At 59.4% G+C, this 22,400-nt stretch carries 13 protein-coding genes; 7 read left to right on the plus strand and 6 right to left on the minus strand.

Going from position 1 to position 22,400, the window contains the following annotated elements; all coding sequences use genetic code 11:
• Positions 1–186 precede the first annotated feature (186 nt).
• From ONB25_03245 to ONB25_03275, 7 genes are all read left to right on the plus strand, one after another.
• Positions 187–1,899 carry an FG-GAP-like repeat-containing protein gene (locus tag ONB25_03245; protein MDZ7391902.1) on the plus strand — a complete coding sequence of 571 codons (1,713 nt, stop codon included), beginning with the start codon at positions 187–189 and terminating at the stop codon, positions 1,897–1,899.
• A gap of 403 nt (positions 1,900–2,302) precedes the next feature.
• Positions 2,303–5,032 (plus strand): TonB-dependent receptor, encoded by a 2,730-nt coding sequence (locus ONB25_03250; GenBank protein MDZ7391903.1) that lies wholly within the window; start codon positions 2,303–2,305, stop codon positions 5,030–5,032.
• Positions 5,033–5,070: 38 nt separating this feature from the next.
• Positions 5,071–8,244 carry a hypothetical protein gene (locus tag ONB25_03255; protein ID MDZ7391904.1) on the plus strand — a complete coding sequence of 1,058 codons (3,174 nt, stop codon included), beginning with the start codon at positions 5,071–5,073 and terminating at the stop codon, positions 8,242–8,244.
• Positions 8,245–8,288: 44 nt separating this feature from the next.
• Complete coding sequence (locus ONB25_03260) at positions 8,289–9,311, plus strand: PorV/PorQ family protein (protein ID MDZ7391905.1); 1,023 nt, start codon at positions 8,289–8,291, stop codon at positions 9,309–9,311.
• Between the two features lie 69 nt (positions 9,312–9,380).
• Positions 9,381–12,287, plus strand: coding sequence for a TonB-dependent receptor (locus tag ONB25_03265; protein ID MDZ7391906.1), 2,907 nt, complete (start codon positions 9,381–9,383; stop codon positions 12,285–12,287).
• A gap of 53 nt (positions 12,288–12,340) precedes the next feature.
• Complete coding sequence (locus ONB25_03270; protein ID MDZ7391907.1) at positions 12,341–15,742, plus strand: hypothetical protein; 3,402 nt, start codon at positions 12,341–12,343, stop codon at positions 15,740–15,742.
• Positions 15,743–15,761: 19 nt separating this feature from the next.
• Entirely contained in the window at positions 15,762–16,790 is a 1,029-nt protein-coding gene (locus ONB25_03275; GenBank protein MDZ7391908.1) for a PorV/PorQ family protein, read from the plus strand.
• A 589-nt stretch (positions 16,791–17,379) separates the two neighbouring features.
• On the opposite strand, the gene ONB25_03280 is transcribed toward ONB25_03275, so the two are convergent.
• The 6 genes from ONB25_03280 to amrB all read right to left on the minus strand — a co-directional run bounded on the left by ONB25_03280 (position 17,380) and on the right by amrB (position 22,391).
• Positions 17,380–17,934: a hypothetical protein gene (locus tag ONB25_03280; protein MDZ7391909.1), complete on the minus strand. Its 555-nt coding sequence runs from the start codon at positions 17,932–17,934 to the stop codon at positions 17,380–17,382.
• 29 nt (positions 17,935–17,963) lie between these two features.
• Positions 17,964–18,386 (minus strand): hypothetical protein, encoded by a 423-nt coding sequence (locus tag ONB25_03285; protein ID MDZ7391910.1) that lies wholly within the window; start codon positions 18,384–18,386, stop codon positions 17,964–17,966.
• Between the two features lie 3 nt (positions 18,387–18,389).
• Positions 18,390–18,992 (minus strand): hypothetical protein, encoded by a 603-nt coding sequence (locus tag ONB25_03290; GenBank protein ID MDZ7391911.1) that lies wholly within the window; start codon positions 18,990–18,992, stop codon positions 18,390–18,392.
• A 17-nt stretch (positions 18,993–19,009) separates the two neighbouring features.
• Positions 19,010–20,317: an N-acetylmuramoyl-L-alanine amidase gene (locus ONB25_03295; GenBank protein MDZ7391912.1), complete on the minus strand. Its 1,308-nt coding sequence runs from the start codon at positions 20,315–20,317 to the stop codon at positions 19,010–19,012.
• Between the two features lie 73 nt (positions 20,318–20,390).
• Positions 20,391–20,942, minus strand: a complete 552-nt coding sequence (locus ONB25_03300) for a hypothetical protein (protein ID MDZ7391913.1) — start codon at positions 20,940–20,942, stop codon at positions 20,391–20,393.
• A 231-nt stretch (positions 20,943–21,173) separates the two neighbouring features.
• Positions 21,174–22,391, minus strand: coding sequence for an AmmeMemoRadiSam system protein B (gene amrB / locus ONB25_03305; protein MDZ7391914.1), 1,218 nt, complete (start codon positions 22,389–22,391; stop codon positions 21,174–21,176).
• Positions 22,392–22,400 lie beyond the last annotated feature (9 nt).

Below are 22,400 nucleotides of genomic sequence, written 5' to 3' on the forward strand. Positions count from 1 at the left end.
AGCGGGAATTTTTCTGTGGCCTTGAATTTTATTCTTGACAAATATGCAGGATTTCGTTATCTTGTTCCCTGAATAGGTCAAAGATAGAAGGCGGGAATATTGTGCGAAGGAGGTGATAGCCAGAGCGCAGGCTTACAGTTGAGTGGCGGGCTGCTGTTCGGTACCAAGTAGCGAGGAGGTAGCACGATGAAAAAAACATCTACTATCGCGGCAATGGTGGGATGCTTCATGCTCCTGCTTATGGGCTCGGCGGGGGCGCAACAGTTCATTGCTCAGGGCTTTCACAAAGAACTGGGCGTTCACCAGTTCGATCCGGACCATCAGACGTGCCTGGACGAAGTGCACGCCACCTATGACTTTGACCACGACGGGAAGCTGGAGTTCTTCGTCCTGACCGACGAGTCGCAACCCAATGGCCCTTACGCTGAGCTGGACGATGGTGCCTGTGTATACCTCTATGAGGCTACGGGCAAAGATACCTACGAACTGATTTGGGCATTCCGGGACACCTCTCTTGCCACTGGCGCTGCTAGCTTCCCCACCTGTGGTGTTACGGACATGGACGGCGACGGCTGGCACGAGTTGCTCATCGGGATTCCCTACGGTGCGGGGTATCCGACGCCCGACGGTAACCCTGCGCGTCTATACGTCTTCGAGGGATCGCCCTCCGGTCTGCCTTCTTGGGACTCGCCCACTGCCACCTGGAATTTCGAAGCCAAACCGGGGACGAATACCCGTCCTGCGGGTATGGCGGCCGCTGACATCGACGGCGACGGCGTGGCCGAGGTGGCCTGTGCCTTCCGCAACTTTAGCAGCGCCACCAAGAACGATGCCCTTATGATCTTTTCCCTGTTGGGCGAGTTCGCAGGTCCCTTCACCCAGTTCAAGATCGAGGTGATGGACACCACCACCGACGTCAACTCCATCTACGACGCCGCCATCGCCGACATCGACAATGACGGCAAGTTGGAGGCACTCTTTCCGTCCTATTCCAAGGACCTCTTTGTCTTCTACGAGGGCAATGGCCCGGACAATTACACCTACCACACTGTCCTGGGAGGCGATCTCGTGTGGGCAGCCATCCACGGCACGGTCAATGTTGACCTGGACGGCGACGGGAAGAACGAAGTGGTGAGCGGCGACAACCGCGGCTACTTCGGCTTTATTGGTGACGTCACCAATTTGGCAACCATCGGCGCCGACAATCTCTTCCAGGTGGGCATGGCCTCGCCTAACGGAACGCGTGGCCTGACAGCCGGTGACTACGACGGCGACGGCAAGACCGACATCTTTGTGGGCGGCAACTGGAGTGGCAAGGTGTTCCGCATCGAGTATGTGAGCGGGGACAAGGCCGACTCCACCAGCTACACTTGGGAGATGATCTACCAGTACCCGCCGGACACGGCAGAGGCGCGCGTGTATTGCGTCTCATTCCCTGGCGACAACAAGAACCTCTGGGAAACCGGGAACAACACTGTGCATGATATGGATGGTGACGGAGAGCCCGAGCTTCTGATCGCCCACGAGACCGGCGACCCCGACACGCAGGACTGGCTGATGATCATCGAGGGCAAGGGCGTGACTGCCGTCGAGATCATCCCCGGCGCCCAGGTGCTCAAGAGCTTTAAGCTCTACCAGAATCACCCCAACCCCTTCAATCCGACCACGGCGATTGTCTACGAGATGCCCAGGGCGGAGTATGTCACGGTGCGGATCTACGACAGCATGGGCCGCCTGGTGCGCACGCTGGTGGAGAACAAGCTCATGCCTGCCGGTTCCCATGAGGTCGTGTGGGACGCGACCGATGACACGGGCCAGAGCCTGCCGAGCGGCCTGTACCTGTGCCACGTGAAGATGGGGTCGCTGAGCCTCACTCGGCACATGACGTTAGTCCGGTGAGAATGGGCTAGTCCCGCTTGCAGCGGAGCCCTCTGGCAATGGGGGCTCCGCTTTTTTTTCCCAGTCCCAGGAAGGGACTTTTGGTCCCATGGCCGGGGTGCACCACCGGCGGGTGCGAGCGTGCTCAAGATGAGGAGGCGGACATCCTAGCACTCAGCCGAGAAGGCTCACGCCGCACCGCGCAAAGGGGTGGGACACAAGACCATAGCTAGCCCACCAAAAACCGAGGTCTACCACGCGCACTTTTGTCTTGACAAAAACGCCTCCGTTCCGTATATTGCAAACGTTTCATGTATGTGGTCGCCTTGTCCTGGCGGTCCCCCCGGGCAAAGCGGCTCAGATCTACAGCAGAGGTGGGACGGGCGCAACCCACCCCGGCTCACTATCAAGAGGAGATTGGGTCATGAGAACTACTACGGCTCTCGTGGTAGCAGTGGTGCTCCTCGCTTCTCTCCCTTTTGCCTACCCAGGCACCACGGGTAAGATCAGCGGTATCGTGCGCGACACCCAGACAGGCGAACCCCTCCCCGGGGTCAATGTGGTCGTACAGGGCACGACATTGGGTGCCGCCACAGATGTGCAAGGGCGCTACTTCATCCTCAACGTGCCGCCAGGGACCTACCAGCTGCGCGCCAGCATGATGGGTTATACCACCTCGGTGGTGGAGAACGTGCGCGTCAAGACCGACCTGACCACGGAGGTGAACTTCCAGCTCTCGCTCACCGTCCTGGACCTCGGGCAGACGGTGACCGTGGTCGCCGAGCGCCCCCTGATCCAGCGGGATGCCACGGCCAGCGCAGCGGTGGTCACGGCCGATGAAATCGCCTCGGCGCCAATTGAGACTTTCCAGCAGATGGTAGAGACCAAGGCTGGCGTGTCGGTGGATCGTGACGGCGCCATTCACATTCGCGGTGGCCGCGCCGACGAAATCGTCTACCTGGTCGATGGCGTGGCCAACGTCAACCCGTTCGACAATACCCTGGGTCTCCAAGTGGCCACCAATGCCATCGAAGAGCTTTCCATCATCAGCGGCTCATTCAACGCCGAGTACGGGCAAGCGCTTTCCGGCGTGATCAACATTCAAACCAAAGAGGGCAGACAAAACTACACGGGTGCCCTTTCCTTCCAAAGCGGGGACATTCTGACCGACTATGCCATCGAATACAATCGGCAGATCCGCGACCATTACGCCTATCGCCCGCTCAATACCAAGGAGCTCGAGCTCAGCTTTGGTGGCCCTGTACCGGGTGCAGGCAGGAAGCTGTCGTTCTTCCTGTCAGGCCGCTACCTTGACGACGACGGTTACCTCTACGGCATCCGCCTGCACAGCCCTACCGATTTTGCCGATTCCATTCGCACCGGTGACGGCAAGATCGTAGCTATGAATCCGGCGCTGCGTAGGAACTTGCAGGGAAAGTTGTCCTACTTTATGTCTCCTGGTCTTAAGCTGGAATACACCGGGCTCTACCAGCACGACCACTGGCGCAACTATGACCACGCGCGCAAGTTCATCGTCGAAGGACAATTGCAGCACTTTGAACGAGGCGAACGCCACAGTTTGAAGCTCACCCACCAACTTTCCAGCAGGACCTTTTACACGGTGGTAGGCTCTTACTTCTGGAATCGCTACTGGTACTACGCCTACGAAGACCCCAGGGACCCCCGCTACGTGTGGAGCGGCTATTACAAAGAGGACTCCAACTACGAATTCTACACCGGCGGCACGGTGAACAGCCGCCTGGTGCAAAACGCCATCACTCTCTCCGGCAAGTTTGATCTCACCGCTCAGCTGGGAAGTGCCCACGAAGTGAAAGCCGGCTTGGAAGTGAGGCGCCACGACCTTTATCAGCACGACTACGATGTGCTGGTGGATCAACGCGCCGAGCCATTTGTGGACCAAAACGGTGATGGGGTGTACACCCCTGGCGAGCCGTTCACCGATATCAACTTAGACGGCGCGTGGACTGACGCCGGCGACGACAACGGCAACGGCATCCGCGGCGACATTATCGACGCTGCCGGTCGGTTCAATAACAAGTACCACCACTTCCCCTTAGAGCTTGCAGCCTATGTGCAGGACAAGATCGAGCTGGCGGACATGGTGCTGAACGTGGGGCTGCGCTTTGACTACTTTGACCCGGCGGCTGACTACCTCGCCGGCTGGGAGGTCCAGGGTCAGCCCATCCTCAAGCCGGCATCGGTCAAGACCCAGCTTAGTCCGCGGTTTTCACTGGCACATCCCATCACCGACAAAGGCAAGCTCTTCTTCTCTTACGGCCATTTCTTTCAGATTCCGCCTTATTTCCGCTTGTATCACAACCCGGATTTCGAGGTCAAGCCGGGCGTCATAGAAACAGACATCGGCAATGCAGACTTGAAGCCGCAAAAGACCGTGAGCTACGAGCTCGGCTTTGAGCAGCAGCTCGCCGAAGACGTGGCCGTCTACGTGAAAGCCTATTTCCGCGATATTCGCAACCTCCTTGGTCAGCGCATCTATCGTTTCGCCAGCGGCGACGCCTACGCTTTCTACATCAACCGTGACTTTGGTCATGTCAAGGGCGTGACGCTGACGCTGGACAAGCGCTTCTCCAACTTTTTCTCCGCCTCGGTGGATTACACCTACCAGGTGGCGGAGGGGAACGAGTCCGACCCTACGCGCACGCGCCGCGACTATCGGCTGTCTATCGAGCCGCTGAAGCAGGTGGTCTACCTGGATTGGGATCAGCCGCACACCTTGCGCATCAACGGCAACATTGCCAGGCCGCGCAACTGGGGGGTGAATGTGATCGGAAGGTTTGAGAGCGGCTACCCCTACACGCCCAAGGGGGCAAACGAGATCGTGCGCGTGGCCACCGAAAACAGTGGCCGCAAGATCCCCATCGTTAAGTTTGACCTCCATGCTTACAAGACCTTCCCGTTGCGCGTGAGCGCCACGCGGCTGTACCTCACGCTTTATGTGAAGGCCTACAATCTCCTGGACCGGAAGAATGAGAATATCGTGTGGGACAGCACCGGACGTACCGGGTACGGGTTGGCACGCTACGGAGGCGTGATGACCGACGCGTGGGAAAACCGGCCCCACTGGTACTCCAAGCCGCGCGAGCTGTTCATGGGCGTTGCGATGGAGTTTTAGAGGCTGTCGGCCAAATCCTGCAAAAGGCGGGAGTGACTATGAGGAAAGCACACGCACAACTCGTCGTAGGGGTGATACTTCTTCTGGCCATGGTGGCGATGGCGCAGCAGCCAAGCGGGCAGTCGCGGGCCAAGCCCATGAAATACTGGAGCAAAGAGGAGTTTCGGCAATGGCAGGAGGAACGGACACGAGCCGCAGCGCTGGCCAAGCCCACCTCGCACCATGAGCGCATGTTCGGCCTCCATGACGGCAACAAAGTGCGGACGCTGTTCTACAATTATGGCTCTGTAGGAGCCCCGAACACCGAGCCGTCAGTCGAATGGCCTATTTACAGCGGCCGGGGGTATGGCTACGAGTTTGGGCTTCTCGTTGGGGCAGAGGTAGTGGACGCCAAGGGTGCCACGGTGCAGATTTTCAGCGACGGCATGTTGGACGGCGGCGACGACGACATCACCGGCGGCATCAATGCCTGGGGCTGGGAGCCCCTGCCCGGCTACAGCGTCTCCCCAGAGGTTTACGCCACCTGGCCCAAGGCCCAACGCGACAAGGGCGGCATCGCCATGAGCAACCGACCCGAGACCTGGGGCGAGCTCTTCCCCAAAGACGCGAATGGCAAGCTCATGTGGCCAGGCCAATACGGCAATAACATCATCATTGCCGACCTGGAAAGCTACTACGTAATGGATGACCGCTGGAATGCCGAGTTTGAGTACTACCCGTTTGTTAGCGACCCGACGCGCCGGGGACTGGGGATTCAGGTAACCGCGCGCGGCTATCAGTACGCCGCCTCGGTGGCCGAGGACATTATCTTCTTCCAGTTCGAAATCACTAACGTCAGCGATAAGACGCTGGACAAGGTCGTGGTGGGCATGATCGGTGACCCGCACATCGGTGGGGCGGGCGACTTTTCCGACGACTGGGCCGGGTTCATCGACACGGAGGGCAAAGACAGCTTCACTGGGGAGACGCATCGCGTGCGGAACATGGTCTACTCCTGGGACAATCCCGGTTCCAGCAACGACTTTGGCATCCCGTGGTCGGAGCTGGGTATGCTGGGCTTCAAGTTCCTAGAAAGCCCGGGGGTGGATACCGACGGCATCGACAACGACAGGGACGGCTTTGTGGACGAGTCCCAGCGCAACAGAATCGACGATGACGGTGACTGGCAGGCCACCGATGAGCAGGCCAAGGCTGATGTACCCGAGACGAATTGGTGGAATGGCATCGACGACGACCACGACGGTCGCATCGACGACCTGGGCGACCTGGACGGCAAATCCGATGACGTGGGTTCTGACGGCCTGGGGTGGTGGCATCCAGCCTACCCTGGTCCGGATCCCGATGGCACCGAGGGAAACGGGCGACCCGACCCCGGTGAACCCGACTTTGAACATCTGGACCCCGATGAGAGCGACCAGTTGGGTCTGACTAGCTTCGCCGCCCCAGTCTACGCCACTGAGACCGCCTCGATGGATGACAAGATGTGGCAGCGCATGACCCCGGGCACCTTCAACCCCACGGGCATCCAGCAGAACCAGGACAACATCTTCATCTTCGGCTCCGGCTACTTCTCCCTTAAGCCAGGACAGACCGAACGGATGTCGATTGCCATCCTCCTGGGGCAGAACAAGGAAGACCTTTTGGCAAATGCTGCCGTGGCCGACTGGATCTACAAACTCAATTTCCAGTTCACCAAGCCACCTGACCCGCCGAACGTATGGGTCGTGCCGGGCGACCGCCGTGTGACCATCTACTGGGATGACACCGCGGAAAAGTCTGTGGATCCGGTGTTCGGCACCGACTTTGAGGGCTACAAGATCTATCGAAGCAACGACAGGATCAAATGGGGAGACCCGATCACCAACAACCGGGGCGTGCAGGTGGCATTCGTGCCCTTGGCACAGTACGACTTGATAAACAATGTCGAGGGGACGCACCCGGTGGAGTTCGAGAGCGGTCTTCACTTCTATCTTGGGAAGAACACCGGTTTGGTCCACTCATACACCGACACCGGCCTGGTCAACGGCCTCACCTACTACTACGCGGTGACGGCGTATGATCGGGGCAGCGTGGAGGGCAATGTGCCGCCGCTGGAATGCCCGCGCATCGTAGACGGGCCGAATGTGAAGGCGGCTGTGCCCACTGCCCCGGCTGCCGGTCTGGTGGACGCCTCATGTACTCTGCGTCACGCTGCTGGTTACAGCACGGCCACCTTCAACGTAAGAGTGCTAGACCGAGGTATGGTGGACACCACCACCTATGTCGTCGGTTTTGCTGCGGCGACAAATCAGCCCACGCGCGTCAGCGTGCACACGGCAGCAGGCGATGTGGTGGTGCCGCAGATCACGGTCGGGGACATCGAATCCATCTGGAATGGTCTGTTCCGCTTTGGGCCCTACGAGGCACAGATCAAGGACGTGCGAGTGGTAGCCATCGACTCGGCACGATGGACCTCCGGACCGGCGGTTTTTGACCTGCGCGCGGCCGAGTTCGCCGGCGGCAAGAAGCTGCCCAGAGACATCGAGATCCGCTTTTTCGACACCATACGCGACACTTCCATGTTCATCAACCCGCAGCCGGTGACCTTTGAGGTGTGGAATGCCAGCGAAGGGAAAAAGATGGACATGGTCTTCTATGATAACGACAACAGCAAGTCGCCGACGGTAGGCGACCGCATAGTGGCATTAATGCGTGACGGGACCACACTCAAAGGCACCTGGGAGGTCACTTTCCTCCGGCCAAGCCAACCGTCCAGCTACAATACGCCGCCCCCAGGGTCGGTGATCCGTTTGTTCATCGCCAAGCCGTTGGAAAGCATCGACCGCTACGTCATCCAGGGACAACCGGCGCACATCGAGATTCCAAAAGAGGCGGATGCCAAGAAGAGGCTGCTGGACATGATCGCAGTAGTGCCTAACCCCTATGTGTCGGCCTCCAGCTTTGAAGTGCCGCCGCCCGAAGTCTTCTCTGTGGGACGGGGTGAACGCAGGGTGGACTTTATCCACCTGCCGCAAGAGTGCACCATTCGCATCTACACCGTAGTCGGCGAGCACGTGGCCACCATCGAGCACCACAGCACGGTGTTCGACGGCTCCGAGAGTTGGAACCTTTTGTCTAAGGACGGACTGGATATTGCCTCCGGCATCTACATTTACCACGTGGAGGCACCCGGCTGGGGGCAGAAGATCGGCCGCCTGGCCGTCATTAAGTAGGTCACGGGCACCTACGAACGGTCCTTTCTCCGTGGAGGGCTGATATGAAGAAGTCATCGTGTGTAGCGCTCCTGGTTGCCATAGCAAGTGCCTGGCCTATGGCGGTGACTGCGCAGGTGACCAAGGCGGGCACCACCTGCGCGCAATTTCTGAAAATCGGCGTCGGCGCGCGCGCCACTGCCATGGGCGAAGCCTTTGTGGCTACGGCAAACGACGTAAACGCCATCTACTGGAACCCCGCTGGGCTGACACAACTAAAGGGGAATCAGGCCACCTTCATGCATGTGGAGTGGCTAGCCGACATCAGCTATGACTTTGCCGCGGTGGCGGTACCACTGGGCAACGCCGGTACTATTGGCATGTTCGTGACCTCGCTGGCCGTGCCCGACGACAAAGTCCGCACCGTGTTTGAGCCGGAAGGGACAGGGGAGCTTTTTGGTGCCAATGACCTGGCGCTGGGCCTGTCCTATGCCCGCTCCCTCACAGACCGTTTTGCCATCGGCTTCAATGGCAAGTTTATTCGACAGAACATCTGGAGCATGTCCTCCAGTGCCGTGGCCCTCGATATCGGCACCTTCTTCCGCAGCAAGTTCCGCGACCTCAAGATTGGCGTCTGCATGTCCAACTTTGGCACCAAGTCGAGGATGGAAGGCAGGGCCAATTTGCTCTACGTAGACCCGGACCGAACCATCGAGGGGAACAACGACCAAATCAGGGCGGCGCTGGAAGTAAATCGCTGGGACCTGCCGCTCAGCCTGAAGATAGGCATTAGCCTGGACGTGTTGCAGAGCGGCTTCAACCGCCTGACCTTGGCCGCCGACGCGGTGCATCCCAACGACAACCTCGAGTACGTGAACGCCGGCTTTGAGTACGCGCTCAAGGAGCTTGTCTTCGTGCGCGCCGGCTATCGAGGCGCGGGGATGGATGAAATGGAAGGCGGGCTGACCGTGGGCGGCGGGGTACGCTGGACATTCCCCGGTGCCGCAAGCCTCGCAGTGGACTATGCCTATGCAGACTTTGGCCGACTCACAGGCGTCCATCGTTATTCGATCGTGGTGAGCTTTTGACAGACAGAGGTCACAACAGGTAATCCATTGGTGTGTTTCAAGGTTAGACGGATGAGGAGGCTAACAGGGATGACGCGAAAACTTGCAATGCTTCTTGCCGTACTTGGGGCTTGTGCTGGTACGCTGGTGGCCGGCACCACCGGCAAGATCGCCGGTAGGGTGACCGACGCCCAGACCAACGAGCCCCTTCCCGGTGTAAACGTAGTATTGGAAGGGACCACGATGGGCGCGGCCACCGATGCGCAGGGCCGCTACGTGATCCTCAATGTGCCCCCGGGCACCTATGTGGTGCAGATGACCATGATGGGGTACAAGAGTATGCGTCTGGTAGAAGTCCGGGTGAGCGTGGACCATACCACCGAGGTCAATGCCCAGCTTGAGGCTACCGTGCTTCTGGGCGAGACCGTGACTGTTACCGCAGAGCGGCCGCTCATCCAGATGGACGCGACCTCCAGTAGGGCTGTGGTGGCCGCCGAGCAGATCCAGCAGATGCCGGTGGACAACTTTTTCCAGGTCCTGGAGTTGCAGGCCGGGGTGGTCCGTGGTAGCGGAGGTGAAATCCACATCCGCGGCGGCCGCGCCGGCGAAGTGGCGTACCTGGTGGACGGCATTTCGGTCACCGACGGGTTCAACTCCAGCATGGCTGTGTCGGTGGAAAACAACGCCATCCAGGAGCTGGAGCTGGTGAGTGGCACCTTCAACGCGGAGTACGGACAGGCCATGTCCGGGGTGGTGAATATCGTCACCAAGGAGGGTGCGAGTCACTACAGCGGCGAGGCTTCCGTGTACCTGGGCGACTATGTGAGTCGCGACACATCCATCTTCTACCACATCGATGATGTGGACCCGCTGGCCATTGTCGATGCCCGCGCCACACTCAGTGGCCCCATCCCCGGTCTACGTGGCAAGGCAACCTTTTTCCTGAGCGGTCGTTACTACGACAGTGACGGTTACCTCTACGGAATCCGGCGCTACATGCCGGCGGATTCCAACGACTTTAGCAATCCCGACCCCAGCAAGTGGCACATAGAGCAAACGGGCGACAACAAGCCCGTGGCCATGAACCCGTACGAGAAGCTATCGGGGCAGATCAAACTGGCCTATACCTTGCGGCCGTCCATGAAGCTGACCTATAACCTAATTGGCGACGACATCACTTACCAGACCTACAGCCACGCGTACAAGCTCAATCCTGATGGGCGGCCGACAAACTACACCTGGAGCTACAGTCAGATCCTGACCTGGACCCACACGCTTTCGCCTACTACATTCTACAGCCTCAAGTATTCGAACTTTTTCAACGACTACAAGAGCTACGTCTACAAGAACCCACTGCAGAAGTATCAAGACCCTGACCATCCTGGGTATGTGCACCCCAACCGGTTCCGCGCCTCGAGTGGTTACATGTTCTATTCTGGCGGCACGAACATGAACCACTACTACCGGAACACCACCACCCACGTGTACAAAGGTGAGGTTGTGAGCCAAGTGCACCGCGCGCACCAGTTGAAGGGAGGGTTCGAGTACCGCTGGAACAAAATCTTCCTGGATACCTTCACCATCCTTTTGGACCAAAGCACCAACTATTTGCCACAGATCCCGGACATCACTTCACCGGCACACGACCGATATCGGAATTACCCGAAGGAGTTTTCAGCCTACCTCCAGGACAAGATCGAGCTCAAGGAGATGATCGTGAATGTGGGGGTGCGTTTTGAACTCTTTGAGCCGGACGGGCGAGTCCTCACCGACCCGCAGGACCCGAACTTGTGGTTGCCCAACAAGTATGCGCTGCTGGATGCGGTCACTGAGTCGGGCACCATTCGCGTGAAGGTACCGGTGCGCATCGATCCGGCCTCCGGTGCGGTCACCTACATCAATCCGAACACGGGTGAACCGCTTGGGGCGACGGTGAAGGACATTCGTCTGGTGGACGTGGTGAGCAAGAACCCACGGCTTATCCCTGGCACTGCCACACTGGTGGACCCGGCCACAGGTGCGCCAATTCAGAAGGGGAGCATGCCTTGGTTCAAGAAGGCGAGCAAGAAGTACCAGATCAGTCCACGAGTTGGCATCGCTTATCCCATCACCGATAGGGGTGTGATCCACTTCTCCTATGGCCATTTCCTGCAGATCCCTGCTTACTCGTACCTGTACGCGAATCCCGAGTTTGAGGTCACCAGCGGTTTCAGCACCTACGTGGGCAATGCCAACCTGGAGCCGCAGCGTACTACCAGCTATGAGATGGGTCTGCAACAGCAGCTCTCCGATGACATCGCCATTAACATCACGGGGTTCTACAAGGATGTGCGCAATCTGCTGGGCACCAAAATCATCGAGACCTACAGCCGTGGCGACATGTACGGCCTGTACATCAACCGGGACTATGGCAACGTACGCGGCATCACCTTCTCGCTGACCAAGCGGCCCAGTAACTATGTGGCTGCCACGCTGGACTACACCTACTCGGTGGCGGAAGGGAATGCCTCCGACCCGGAGGCCGCTTTTCAGGACGCGGCGAGCAACCGCGAGCCGGAAAAACAGATGGTCTACCTCGACTGGGACCAGCCCCACACGCTCAACGCCAGCGTGACCATAGGCGATGGTCGTCGCTGGGCGGTAAGTCTCATTGGGCAATATGGGAGCGGCTTGCCCTACACGCCCATGTTCCGCGGTATCCGCACAGCCATCGAGAACAGCGAGCGCAAGCCTACCCAGTACAATCTGGACCTGCGCGCCAATTACGACTTTTACCTGCGCGGGCTGCGCTTGTCGTTGTTCTGCAACGTGTACAATCTGCTTGACCGCCGAAACGAGGACTATGTGTACAGCGACACGGGTCGAGCCACCTATACCCTGATTCCCACCTACACCGGCGAGGTGCACGGGCCCAATACCTTGGAGGAGTACTTGGTGCGGCCGGACTTTTATTCATCTCCGCGCGAGGTAAAAGTCGGACTGGGTATTGGCTTCTGAGCAAGGCAACAAGACCTGAGTAGCGAACTCTTAGTCGAAGGAGGTTGACAAGCGTGAGCGCCACAAGCAAGACCGGGACTGTCCTCTTGTGCACTTTGTGCTTACTAATGAGTGTGCGCCCCAGCACGGCTGCATCCGGCGGGCCGGCGGGCTCTCGGGCCACCCAGTTACCCAAGCCGACCGGCCACGAGGACCGCAAGAGCGGCATCCACGATGGCAACAAGATCATGACCATTTTCTACAACTACGGCTCCATTGGCAACTGGTACGGGGGGTACCGTTACCTCTCGGGTGTCTACCCGAAGGGTTCCGGCCATTCCTACATTGCCGAATTCACCCCTATCATCGGCGCGGAAGTGGTAGATGCCGAAGGGCACATTCGGCATATCTTCAGCGATGGTTATGCCGACGCCAGTCGTAACGACCGCTCGCCACTGGGCTACCAGTGGGGCTTTGAGCCGCTCCCTGGCTACGCCGATCCCAATCAGAGCAGCGTAGCCATGAGCGACGCCCTTGATAACGACGGTGACGGCAAGCCGGACAGTTGGCCATGGGTGTGGCCGGACAGGCCGGAATGGGTCAATCCCGTCACGCGCGTCCCTTTGTGGAACGGCCAGTACGGCGCCTATGCGCGCGCCGACCAGGAGTCGTACTTTGTGATGAATGATTATGTGAACGATGAGTTCAAGTTCTATCCTGACCCCTTCGATTCCACCAAACGAGGCCTGGCCATCGAGGTCCAAGTGCGCGGGTACCAGTGGGCACACCCCGCGGCCGAGGACATTCTCATTTGGACCTATTGGGTGAAAAACACCGGCCTGACCGAGTACCAGAAAATGGTCTTCGGTATGTACGGCGACGCTGACGTGGGCGATGACGGCGACCAGCGCGACGATGACAGCTGGTTCGACCAGCAGGATGACATCGTCTACCAGTATGACCACGATAACGTGGGTGCCTGGGGCGGGCCAGTAGCCTACTTTGGCTTCAAATACTTGGAATCCCCCGGCGATCCATTCGACGGCAAGGACAATGACGGCGATGGCATGGTAGACGAAAGCCAGGACGATGGCATTGACAACGATGGTGACTGGAATCCAGAGACCGATGACATCGGCAGCGATGGCGTGGGCCCACTGATGCCGGAGTACATCGGTCCGGACGCCGACGGGACCGAGGGCAATGGCCAGCCTGATCCCGGTGAGCCCAACTTTGAGTACACCGATAACGACGAGGCCGACCAGATCGGTTTAACCAGTTTCGACTCAAAGGACTGGCGCAAAGGGCTGAATCTGGCCAATGACGAAGAGATGTGGCAGCTGACCACGCCTGGTCACTTCATCGACAACCCGGAGCAGACCACCGATATTACCTTCCTCTACGGCTCGGGCTACTTCCCCCTCAAGCCCGGTAGGATGCGCAAATTCGCCATCGCCATGCTCTTCGGCGAAGATCAGGACGACATTTTCCGCAATGCCCGCATCATGCAGATCATCTACGACCGGGACTACAATTTCACCAAACCTCCTCTCAAGCCCAAGGTGACTGCTGTCCCAGGAGACCACAAGGTGACTCTCTACTGGGATCGCGCCGCGGAAAAGTCGTGGGACCCCATCTACGGTTTTGACTTTGAGGGCTACCGCATCTACCGGAGCACGGATCCGGGGTTCTTGGAGTCTTACACCATCACCGACGCCTACGGAAACCCGACCTTCAACAAGCCGGTGGCGATTATCGACCTCAAGGACGGGCTGAAAGGACCACATCCGGTGGCCTTTAACGGCGTGCAGATGGACATGGGCAACGACAGCGGGCTCCTCCATTTTTGGACCGATACCAATGTGGAAAATGGGCAGACCTACTACTACGCGGTGTGCTCCTACGACAAGGGGTATTACTCCGACTTTTATGAGCGAGGCATTAGCCCTATCCCCTATTTGCCCAACATGGCACCTGCCGAGTGCTCCAAGCGCATTCGCACCGATGCTGCTGGTCGGGTGCTCAGCACCGACCTCAACACTGTGGTGGTCAGGCCCAATGCGCCTGCTGCTGGCTATCGCGAGGCTCCGCAGCTTTCTACCCTCAGCGGCTCGCTAGAACATGTCAGCGGCTTTGCCACGGGCACCATCCAGATCGTGCCTGTGGACCCGATGCGCGTGCCCGATGGTAGACAATATGCCGTGAGCTTCAAAGACGACTACCCGAAGGGCTCGGACACCACAAAGACTTTCTCTATCATGGACCTCACCAGGCGCACGGGCCGCTTTGTGGCCGACACCGCCTGGGTGCCGTTGGAGGCCGCGCCGCTAGTAGCTGACTCGGTGCTCATTACGCCAGTGGGCGGAGGCCGCTTGTTTGTGCCAGGCGTCGATTTTCGCCTGGACGCCAGAAACGGTCAGGTGGCCATCCTCCCGGGCGGAGCCATGAGCATCGGCCAACAGTACGAGTACTCCTACCTGTACTACCCTGTCTTCAGAAGCCCCTACGTGCAAGGGCAGCTGGACAACCCCATTTTTGATGGGCTGCGCGTGGTGGTACAGGACCAGCCGCTTGCCATCGACCAACAGAACAGCGGCTGGATCAAGGGCGATTGCAATTACACCCACACCGTACGGCTGTATACCGGTGGAAAGCTCTACGAGAGCGACTTTGAGTTCCGTTTTGAAGGGCGGATAGGCGAACGCGTGCGCGACGGGCAGGTTTTCGCTGGCACCCATGCGCCCTTCGTCATCTGGAATGTGTGCGAGCAGCGTGAGTGCCGCTTCGTACTGATGGACAAAGACGGCAACAAGTACTGGAATCCCGGCGAGTCGATCGTGCTCCTGCCCGCACCAACAGGTACGGCGGTCACCTACGAGGTCATTCTGCAAAAACCAGACTCACTGTTGGTGGACTCCACTCTGGTGCGCGTGGACACACGCTACATCCACACGACCATCGGCGGCATCGATACGGTGATTGCCCTCATTGACAGCGTGTGGGCTTATGACACGACGTTTGTCCAGATCAATCACCCAGAGCCGGGCGACGTGTGGTTACTCCACACCACCAAGCCATTCAGGGCCGCCGACAGGTATACCTTCACCGCAGAGGGCAGTAAGATAGTCCTTCCTAAGGCCAAGGCAAAGATCGACAGCATGTTGAGCCGTATCGCGGTGGTCCCCAACCCCTACGTGGTAACCGCCTCGTGGGAGCCCCAGCACTTCTACCAATCTGGGCGCGGGGAGAGGAAGATCGACTTTATCCACTTGCCCGCTAAGTGTACAATAAAGATTTTCACCACCCGCGGCTACCTGGTCAAAGAGATCCACCATGACAGCCCAATCGACAACGGTGCCGAGTCGTGGAATCTTCTGTCCAAGGACGGCATGGAAATAGCCTACGGTATTTACATTTACCACATCGAGGCGCCGGGTCTTGGCAGCACAGTTGGCAAGTTCGCGGTGATCAAGTAAGCAAGGAGAGCATGCCGATATGAGACGTGCACGCACTTTGATCGTGGGAGCAGCTCTCTGCGCGTGGAGCTTGGCGTACGCGCAGTTCGTGGAAAACGTCTCCAAGGTGGGAACGACAAGCGCCTGCTTTTTGGAGATCGAGGTGGGCGCACGGGCGTTGGCCATGGGAGGCGCATTCGTGGCCACGGCCAACGACGCGAGCGCCTTGTACTGGAACGCGGCCGGTCTCGCACGCCTGTCCCGCAGCGAGCTCCACCTGGGCCACACGCAGTGGCTGGCAGACATGCGCTACGATTTCGCCGGAATCGCCCTCCCCTTGGGGTCCTTTGGCACCTTAGGGGCAAGCCTCTGTGCCCTGGGCATGGACGAAATGGAAGTCCGCACGGTCTTCTACCCCGAGGGGACCGGCGAGCGTTTTGGGGCCAGCGACGTAGCGCTCGGCCTCTCTTACGCCCGCGCCTTGACCGATAGGTTTTCGATCGGCTTCACCGGCAAGTACATTCAACAGCGCATCTGGCACATGAGCGCTTCTAGCTTCGCTATCGACGTGGGCACGCTGTTTGTGACCCAATTGAACGGCATGCGCATCGGGGCCAGCATCTCCAACTTCGGTGGCAAGATGCAGCTCGAGGGCAAAGATACTCAGGTTACGCACGACATCGACCCGGTGAAGTACGGCAACAACAACAAGATTATCGCTCACCTGGCCACCGATAAGTGGTCACTACCGCTGATCTTCCGGGCGGGCGTGGCGATGGAGATCCTCAAAGGTGGGCCCAATCGCCTGACCCTCGCCGTGGACGCGATCCACCCAAACAACAACACCGAGTACCTTAATGTTGGCACCGAGTACGCTTTCAACGAGAATGTCTTTCTGCGCGCTGGGTACAAGTCGCTCTTCTTGCGGGATGGCGAGGAAGGCGTCACATTGGGCGGAGGGCTTGCTTACGAACTTCTAGGGCGAGTCCGGCTCAAAGTGGATTACGCCTACCTTGACTTTGGGGTTTTGGACAACGTGCAGCGATTTAGCCTTGGGCTGGAATTCTGAAGTTCTCCCGGCCGCAGATAGCACCCATTCACGCTGAGCTTTGAGGCCTAAGGCAGCTATCTCTGGTCACGGCGCACCTTAGGAAAGCACGCGCAGGCCCACGCCTCCATCCGGTGATGTCTCATTCGAGGAAGGCGTGGGCCTTTGTTGTGCATATCCTGCTGCCGGAGCAATACTCCGCCGGCCGCCACTTCTATCAGAGCAAACAGACCAGGGTGAGCACCTGGCTGTCAGGGACGACCGCAATCAGGCCGGACAACAAAAGGGCTCTGGGGTCTGGGGTGTCCTGCTGGAGGCTGGGAAGTACCCGGCAGCGAGAGAGGTGGTGGCTGTACGCTGAAACTAGGGTTGTATGCACTTGAAAGGCAGCGGCGGCTGCAGCCTCGATGGATGGGCACTTTGTCCGGGGGACGGGGAGCCGTGCCCCTCCGCGCGAAGAGTCTCGCGTCCACGTCCTCCGCAGCAGAGCACAGCGTGCCCTTCGTCGCGAGCCGTCGGCCGGGGTAAGAGGCCAGCAGCAAGCGAATTTCGGGCAGAAGACCAGGTCTCCCAGGGGGTAGCCAGGCGTGCGGAGCAGCCTCTTCAGGACTCAGAAAAGCGCCCCCCACCTCACAGGCAGATTGCCGCCAAAAATGAACCCAGAGTCGCGACTGTTCAGAAAGGCCCACACGCTCAACCGGCCGCCTGACGCTCCCACCAGCACCACCGGCAGCAGCTCATCGCGCTGGGAGTCGCGTATCGCGCCGACGCCCGCCTCGAAGCGCACGAGTGCCTCCCCTTTGATGCGCCGATAGTCCTGTGCCAGCTGGCGATAGCCGGAGTAGAGGAGCTGGGTCTGCTCCATGAGCTCAGACTGCAGGCGGAAGTGGCGCTCGTAGGCAGCGGTGATGCGCTCATAGGAGGCAAGCAGCGAGTCTGCGGCCTGGGCCCGACTCAGGGCCGCGCTCAGCTCCTCGCGCGCCTTGAGCACCTGCTTGGCGGTGGACAGAGGGATGGCCAGATACGTCTGCCCGTTGATGTTCACCAGGTAGTTGGCTCCGCTAGTATCTAGCACCGAGCAGTGCTGCGCATAGGCGGACAATGTCACTCCACCAAGGCAGACCAGCGTGAGCATATTCATCGTCGACCGAACGCGACGCATCATAGTCCTCTCCTGCACCGAGAAGGTGGCACTCATCGTGTACTCCCTCCGTAGGCCCTGGTAAAGGCCTCGAGGACCTCTTCTGGGCTCATCCGTTCGATGGCAGCCGTCCGCCTTTCCTTTTCCGCGTCTATCATCAATATGCGCCTCATGTAGGCGGCTCGCTCCTTACGCATCGCCTCCTTTGCCTGCCGTAACTCTTCCTCTGAGATCGCGTACTTCTTGCGCAGCTCCTCAAGTTGCTGTTCAAGCTCTGCCAGCTCAGCTTCTCGTGCGTTCAGAGCCCGCAGGAGGCGACGGCGTCTTGCATCGGCCCACAAAGAGAGTCCCAATACCGCACTGAGAGCGGCCAACGCGAACAGCAATCCGGTCCTTGCAGTTAGGCGCAGCTGCCACACCAGGCCACCAAGAAGGATCACCCCGATGGCCACCAGAGCGATTGTATAGACGTCCATGAGCTACCTCCCTCCAGAGGTGCCGGGTGCGCCAGCCTCAGCCTGCGCCTCCTTGCGCTTACGCCGGCGCTCTACCGCTTGGATGAGGCTATGCACCGGCTCGGAGCCCAAACCCACGATGATGCCGCTCATCACAAGTGTGGCAGCCCGCGGCCAACTGTTAAGGTAGTCGATCTGCAGGTCGATGTTGAACGTGCGTACCACGTCGACCCTGGTCACGGCGCAGAGGCCGATGCCGATACCGCTAGCTACAACGCGCGCAGCAGTGGCAATAGCCAAATGGCGCAACAGCTGCGGGCTGATAATGGGGATGCGGCCGGAGTAGCCAGCCTTCTTGCCCAGGAGGGCGTCGCGGATGAGATAGAGCAGCGCAGAGGTGTCAACCGCCTGGTAGAAGCGAGCGCCAGCGGCGCGCCTCGCAAAGCGCTCTCTCAGCCTCTCAGCCCGGTTTTGCCACCACCTGTACCAGCCACACTTGTACTCCAGCAGTTCGTAGCAGGACATCAGCACCTCCATGGTGCGCTCCACCAATAGAGCCAGCACCAGAATCAACAGGTAGAGGTAGGTCACGTGCAGAATGACCTCGCTCACGGTCTGATTCTCCATAGCCACACACCTCCGGCTCAGACGTACAAGAAGGGCTTTTTCTGGAACAGGACGATCTCCTGCCGGGCCTGCTCTGAGCTCTCCCATTGCCGTCTGTAGGTAGCGATGAGCTCCTGGAACAGGGCTATCGGGAAATTTGAACCAGGGCATGCAGTATCCACCAGCGCGCTATGCGGGACAATGGCACTATCGAACGCCAAGGGGATATTGTAGAGGAAAGTCCAGAGGGCAACCACGCGCGCCGCTGCATCAAGTTGGGCCTCCGAAGGAGCCAGGAGACCATATCTGCCATCCCAATTGGCAAAAGGCTGGGCGGGGTCTGTTTCAAAGTTGCCGTGCAATGCGATGCCCAGCGAGCGCAGGTTGTAGCCGCGCACATGATTGCCGTAGCGGTCCCAGCGGCAAAACCCGCAGATGGTGCCGTCCGCCAGCACCACACAGTGGTAGCCGGTCACCCAGCCTTTCTGCTTGATAAGACTCCTCACCTCCGCGAAGGAGGTGTCGCTGTGCATGCCGGTATGATGGAACACGATGAGGTCTGGGTTAGCAGGACGGCGATGGATGTACTCCAGCTCCTGGACATCAACGCCACCGTCGTAGGGTACGCGAACTATGCTCGTCGCGGATAACGAGCCCACTGCACCGGGCGATCGCGCCCGCAGCTCCTCGGCTCCGGCCTCCTCTTCGGCGGTTGCGGATTTGAGGGCAGTTATCTTCCGGCGGGTGATAAACTCGATGAGGAAATGAATGGGCTGAGCTCCTGCGCCGATCAGAATGCCGCTCAGCACCCAATCGAGGCGAACGGGCACGCCTGAGGTCCCGCCAATAAGTCGTGCCAGGAGCCCAAAATGGCTCACGGAACAGACCACCACGCCAGCGAATGCGCCCACCATCTGCAACCAGAACGTGCGCAGTACCTTGAGGCGGTCCGGGGGTGGCATTTCATCGACCAAGGCGGTCCCCTCGGGGCAGACCTCTTCTAACTCTGCCTTGCTCGTGTCCAGGCCCATCTGTTCGAGCTGCGCAACGCGGGTTGCCAGTGCCTCTCGCTCCTTACGGGGCAAAGCTTCTCCTTCGCGCGCAAGGCGCGCCCTGGTTGCTTCCAGCTCCTCGGCCAGCAGGCTGCCATCCTCCTGCTGGTGGCGAGAAATCAGCTCATTCAGCAATCGCTCCGGCACAGCGCTGCGCTGCGGCGTCAGCTCCTGAGCATGAAAAAGGACCTTGTCAAATAGTGTCTTTACCACCTGCAAGACGCGCTCGATGGCAAAGGCAAGGCCCAAAGCCGCGGTCAACGCCACCAAAATCTGCTGGTAGTCATGCTCCATCAGCGCCTCCCTTGGTGGGCACAGTCACGTCAGGCCCCGGTCTCCCCTTGACGCACGCGAGACCATGAGATCCTCAGCCTTTCGGTGCAGCCTCCTGGTGCAGAGGTGCAGGCTCCGGCTCAATGAGGTGCACCTCCTGCGAAAACAGCTGGACGAACCGCTCAAACTCCGGGATGCCCACCTGGTAAAGCTCTCCCCGCTTTGCTTCGATGCATAGCACTCGGTTCCCCTCGCTGGCCACAAATGCGCGCCGCCCGTTAGCAAGAACAAAGTGGCCGCTGCGCACGGTACGCGTGGCCGTACCGCTCTTCTTCTTCACGGGACGCCATGGGTTTGCTGCGGTTAGTTCCTCCACCCACGCGCGCTCCACGTCTGCGCCTGTAAGCACGCGCTCGCGATACATCGGCACCTTGAGCACGAGTTTGCCATCACCGAGCAACACCCGGCCAGGGCTGCGAAGATAATAGACCCACAAGCCTGTGGCGATACACACTGCCCCGCCAATCATGTAAGACAAGGGGTTCTGTCGCCCACGGAGTACACCCAACAGCATCAGTCCCCCGAGGATGATCGTGCCGAGGCCTGCAATTGCCACGGCTTTCAGCTCGGGTAGAACATACGTCATGGCCTCCTCCTGTGGATGATGTTGACTAGACGGCACCCAGCCACTCGTACCGAGCCAGGCTTGTCAAGCTTACCGGCCTAATATAACACGTGCGGATGAGGAAGTCAAGGAAAAGCGACAAGGAAAACGGTTCCTTTACGGGCAGCAGCACAAGAGAAGGGGTGCTGGCGCTTCGTCACTTCAGGTCCGCGCCAGACGGAAGGACTGAGGCAATTCCCCCGTGAAGGGAGGTCAATAGAGGGCGATGCTCGCGAAGGTGACCACAGAGCCGCTCCCGTCTACGACCGCGTGGTGGTAGTCGAGCACCACCCCTCCTTTTGCCTCCAGAGCGCGAAGCATCGTGTAGATGGGTGGAAATCCGCAAACTCGGAATCGATTTCCGGCTGTCGCAAGTACGCTGGCCCCCCTTTCAGCATCTCCTGAGAGCACGGCCTGAATGAACTCTTGGTCGTGGCTGCGCACGAGCGCCAGACGTGTGTTGTCCACTGCCCATGGGTCTCCGTAGCGCGGCCCCACGTGGGAAAGATCGGCACTGGCCATTACTATCACCCTCCCACCATAGGCGCTCAACGCCTGCCTCAACGCCTCAGCGAACCGGTCTACCTGAGTTCTCAGCTGAGCGTCCGCGGTCAGCTCCAGCGGCGAAAAGGCGCATAAGAGGGGCGCGATGCGGATCTCGCCAAACACGTGCTGCAAAAAGATAACTTGGAACTCAATGGTATGTTCGTAGCGATGGGCAATCTCGCCGGCAAACAAGTCTCCGTCCCAAAGGCGCCCAAGCGAGTACATGAAATCGCCGTCCGTGTGCGCCAGACCCAAAGGCGTGCGGAAGTTTTTGCTCGTCCCCGCAAAGGGCGCGGGTATCGGCACGTGACAGGTGCCGAGGATTACGAACAGGTCGACGGGCCCTGCTGCCGAAAGGAAGCGATAGGCGCGGCCGTAGGAGGGCCCTCCAGCGCGCAGATCGATGTGCGGGACCACGCACCCCCTGAGGAGGCTCGGGGCAAACGGGGGCTCTTGCGCCCCTTCCGGTGGGAAGAAGTGCCCCAGGAACTGCCGCAGCTCCTCCGCTCCTTCCGGGTAGCTCTGCCCGGCGTGCGTGCTGTCTCGCACCGGCGCGTTGCGGAACTCCGCCTCCACTTGCAGGCGATGAGCAGCAGATCGCTCATTGTCCAAAAGGAGGTGCTCATCCAGGAGACTGACCAATCTGACCAGCTGGTCCTCGAACAGGAACGAGCCGAACTTGCGTAGATAGGCTGCGCGAATGTCAAGCAGAGAGTGCTGCCCATCCATGAGCTGCAGGGCGTAGGCCAGGTCCTGGGTCACTACCACCACCCCATCAGAAAGGCGAGTCGGGTCATAGACAGCAAGGGCTTTCTTCCCCTCGTGCAACACTGGTGTGACTTCGATGGGCCTGAGCTTGGGGTACTGTGGGATGCGATCGGCCAAAGGGAGGAG

It is taken from the genome of candidate division KSB1 bacterium, assembly GCA_034506335.1.
Classification (GTDB): Bacteria; Zhuqueibacterota; Zhuqueibacteria; order JANLFK01; family Oleimicrobiaceae; genus Oleimicrobium.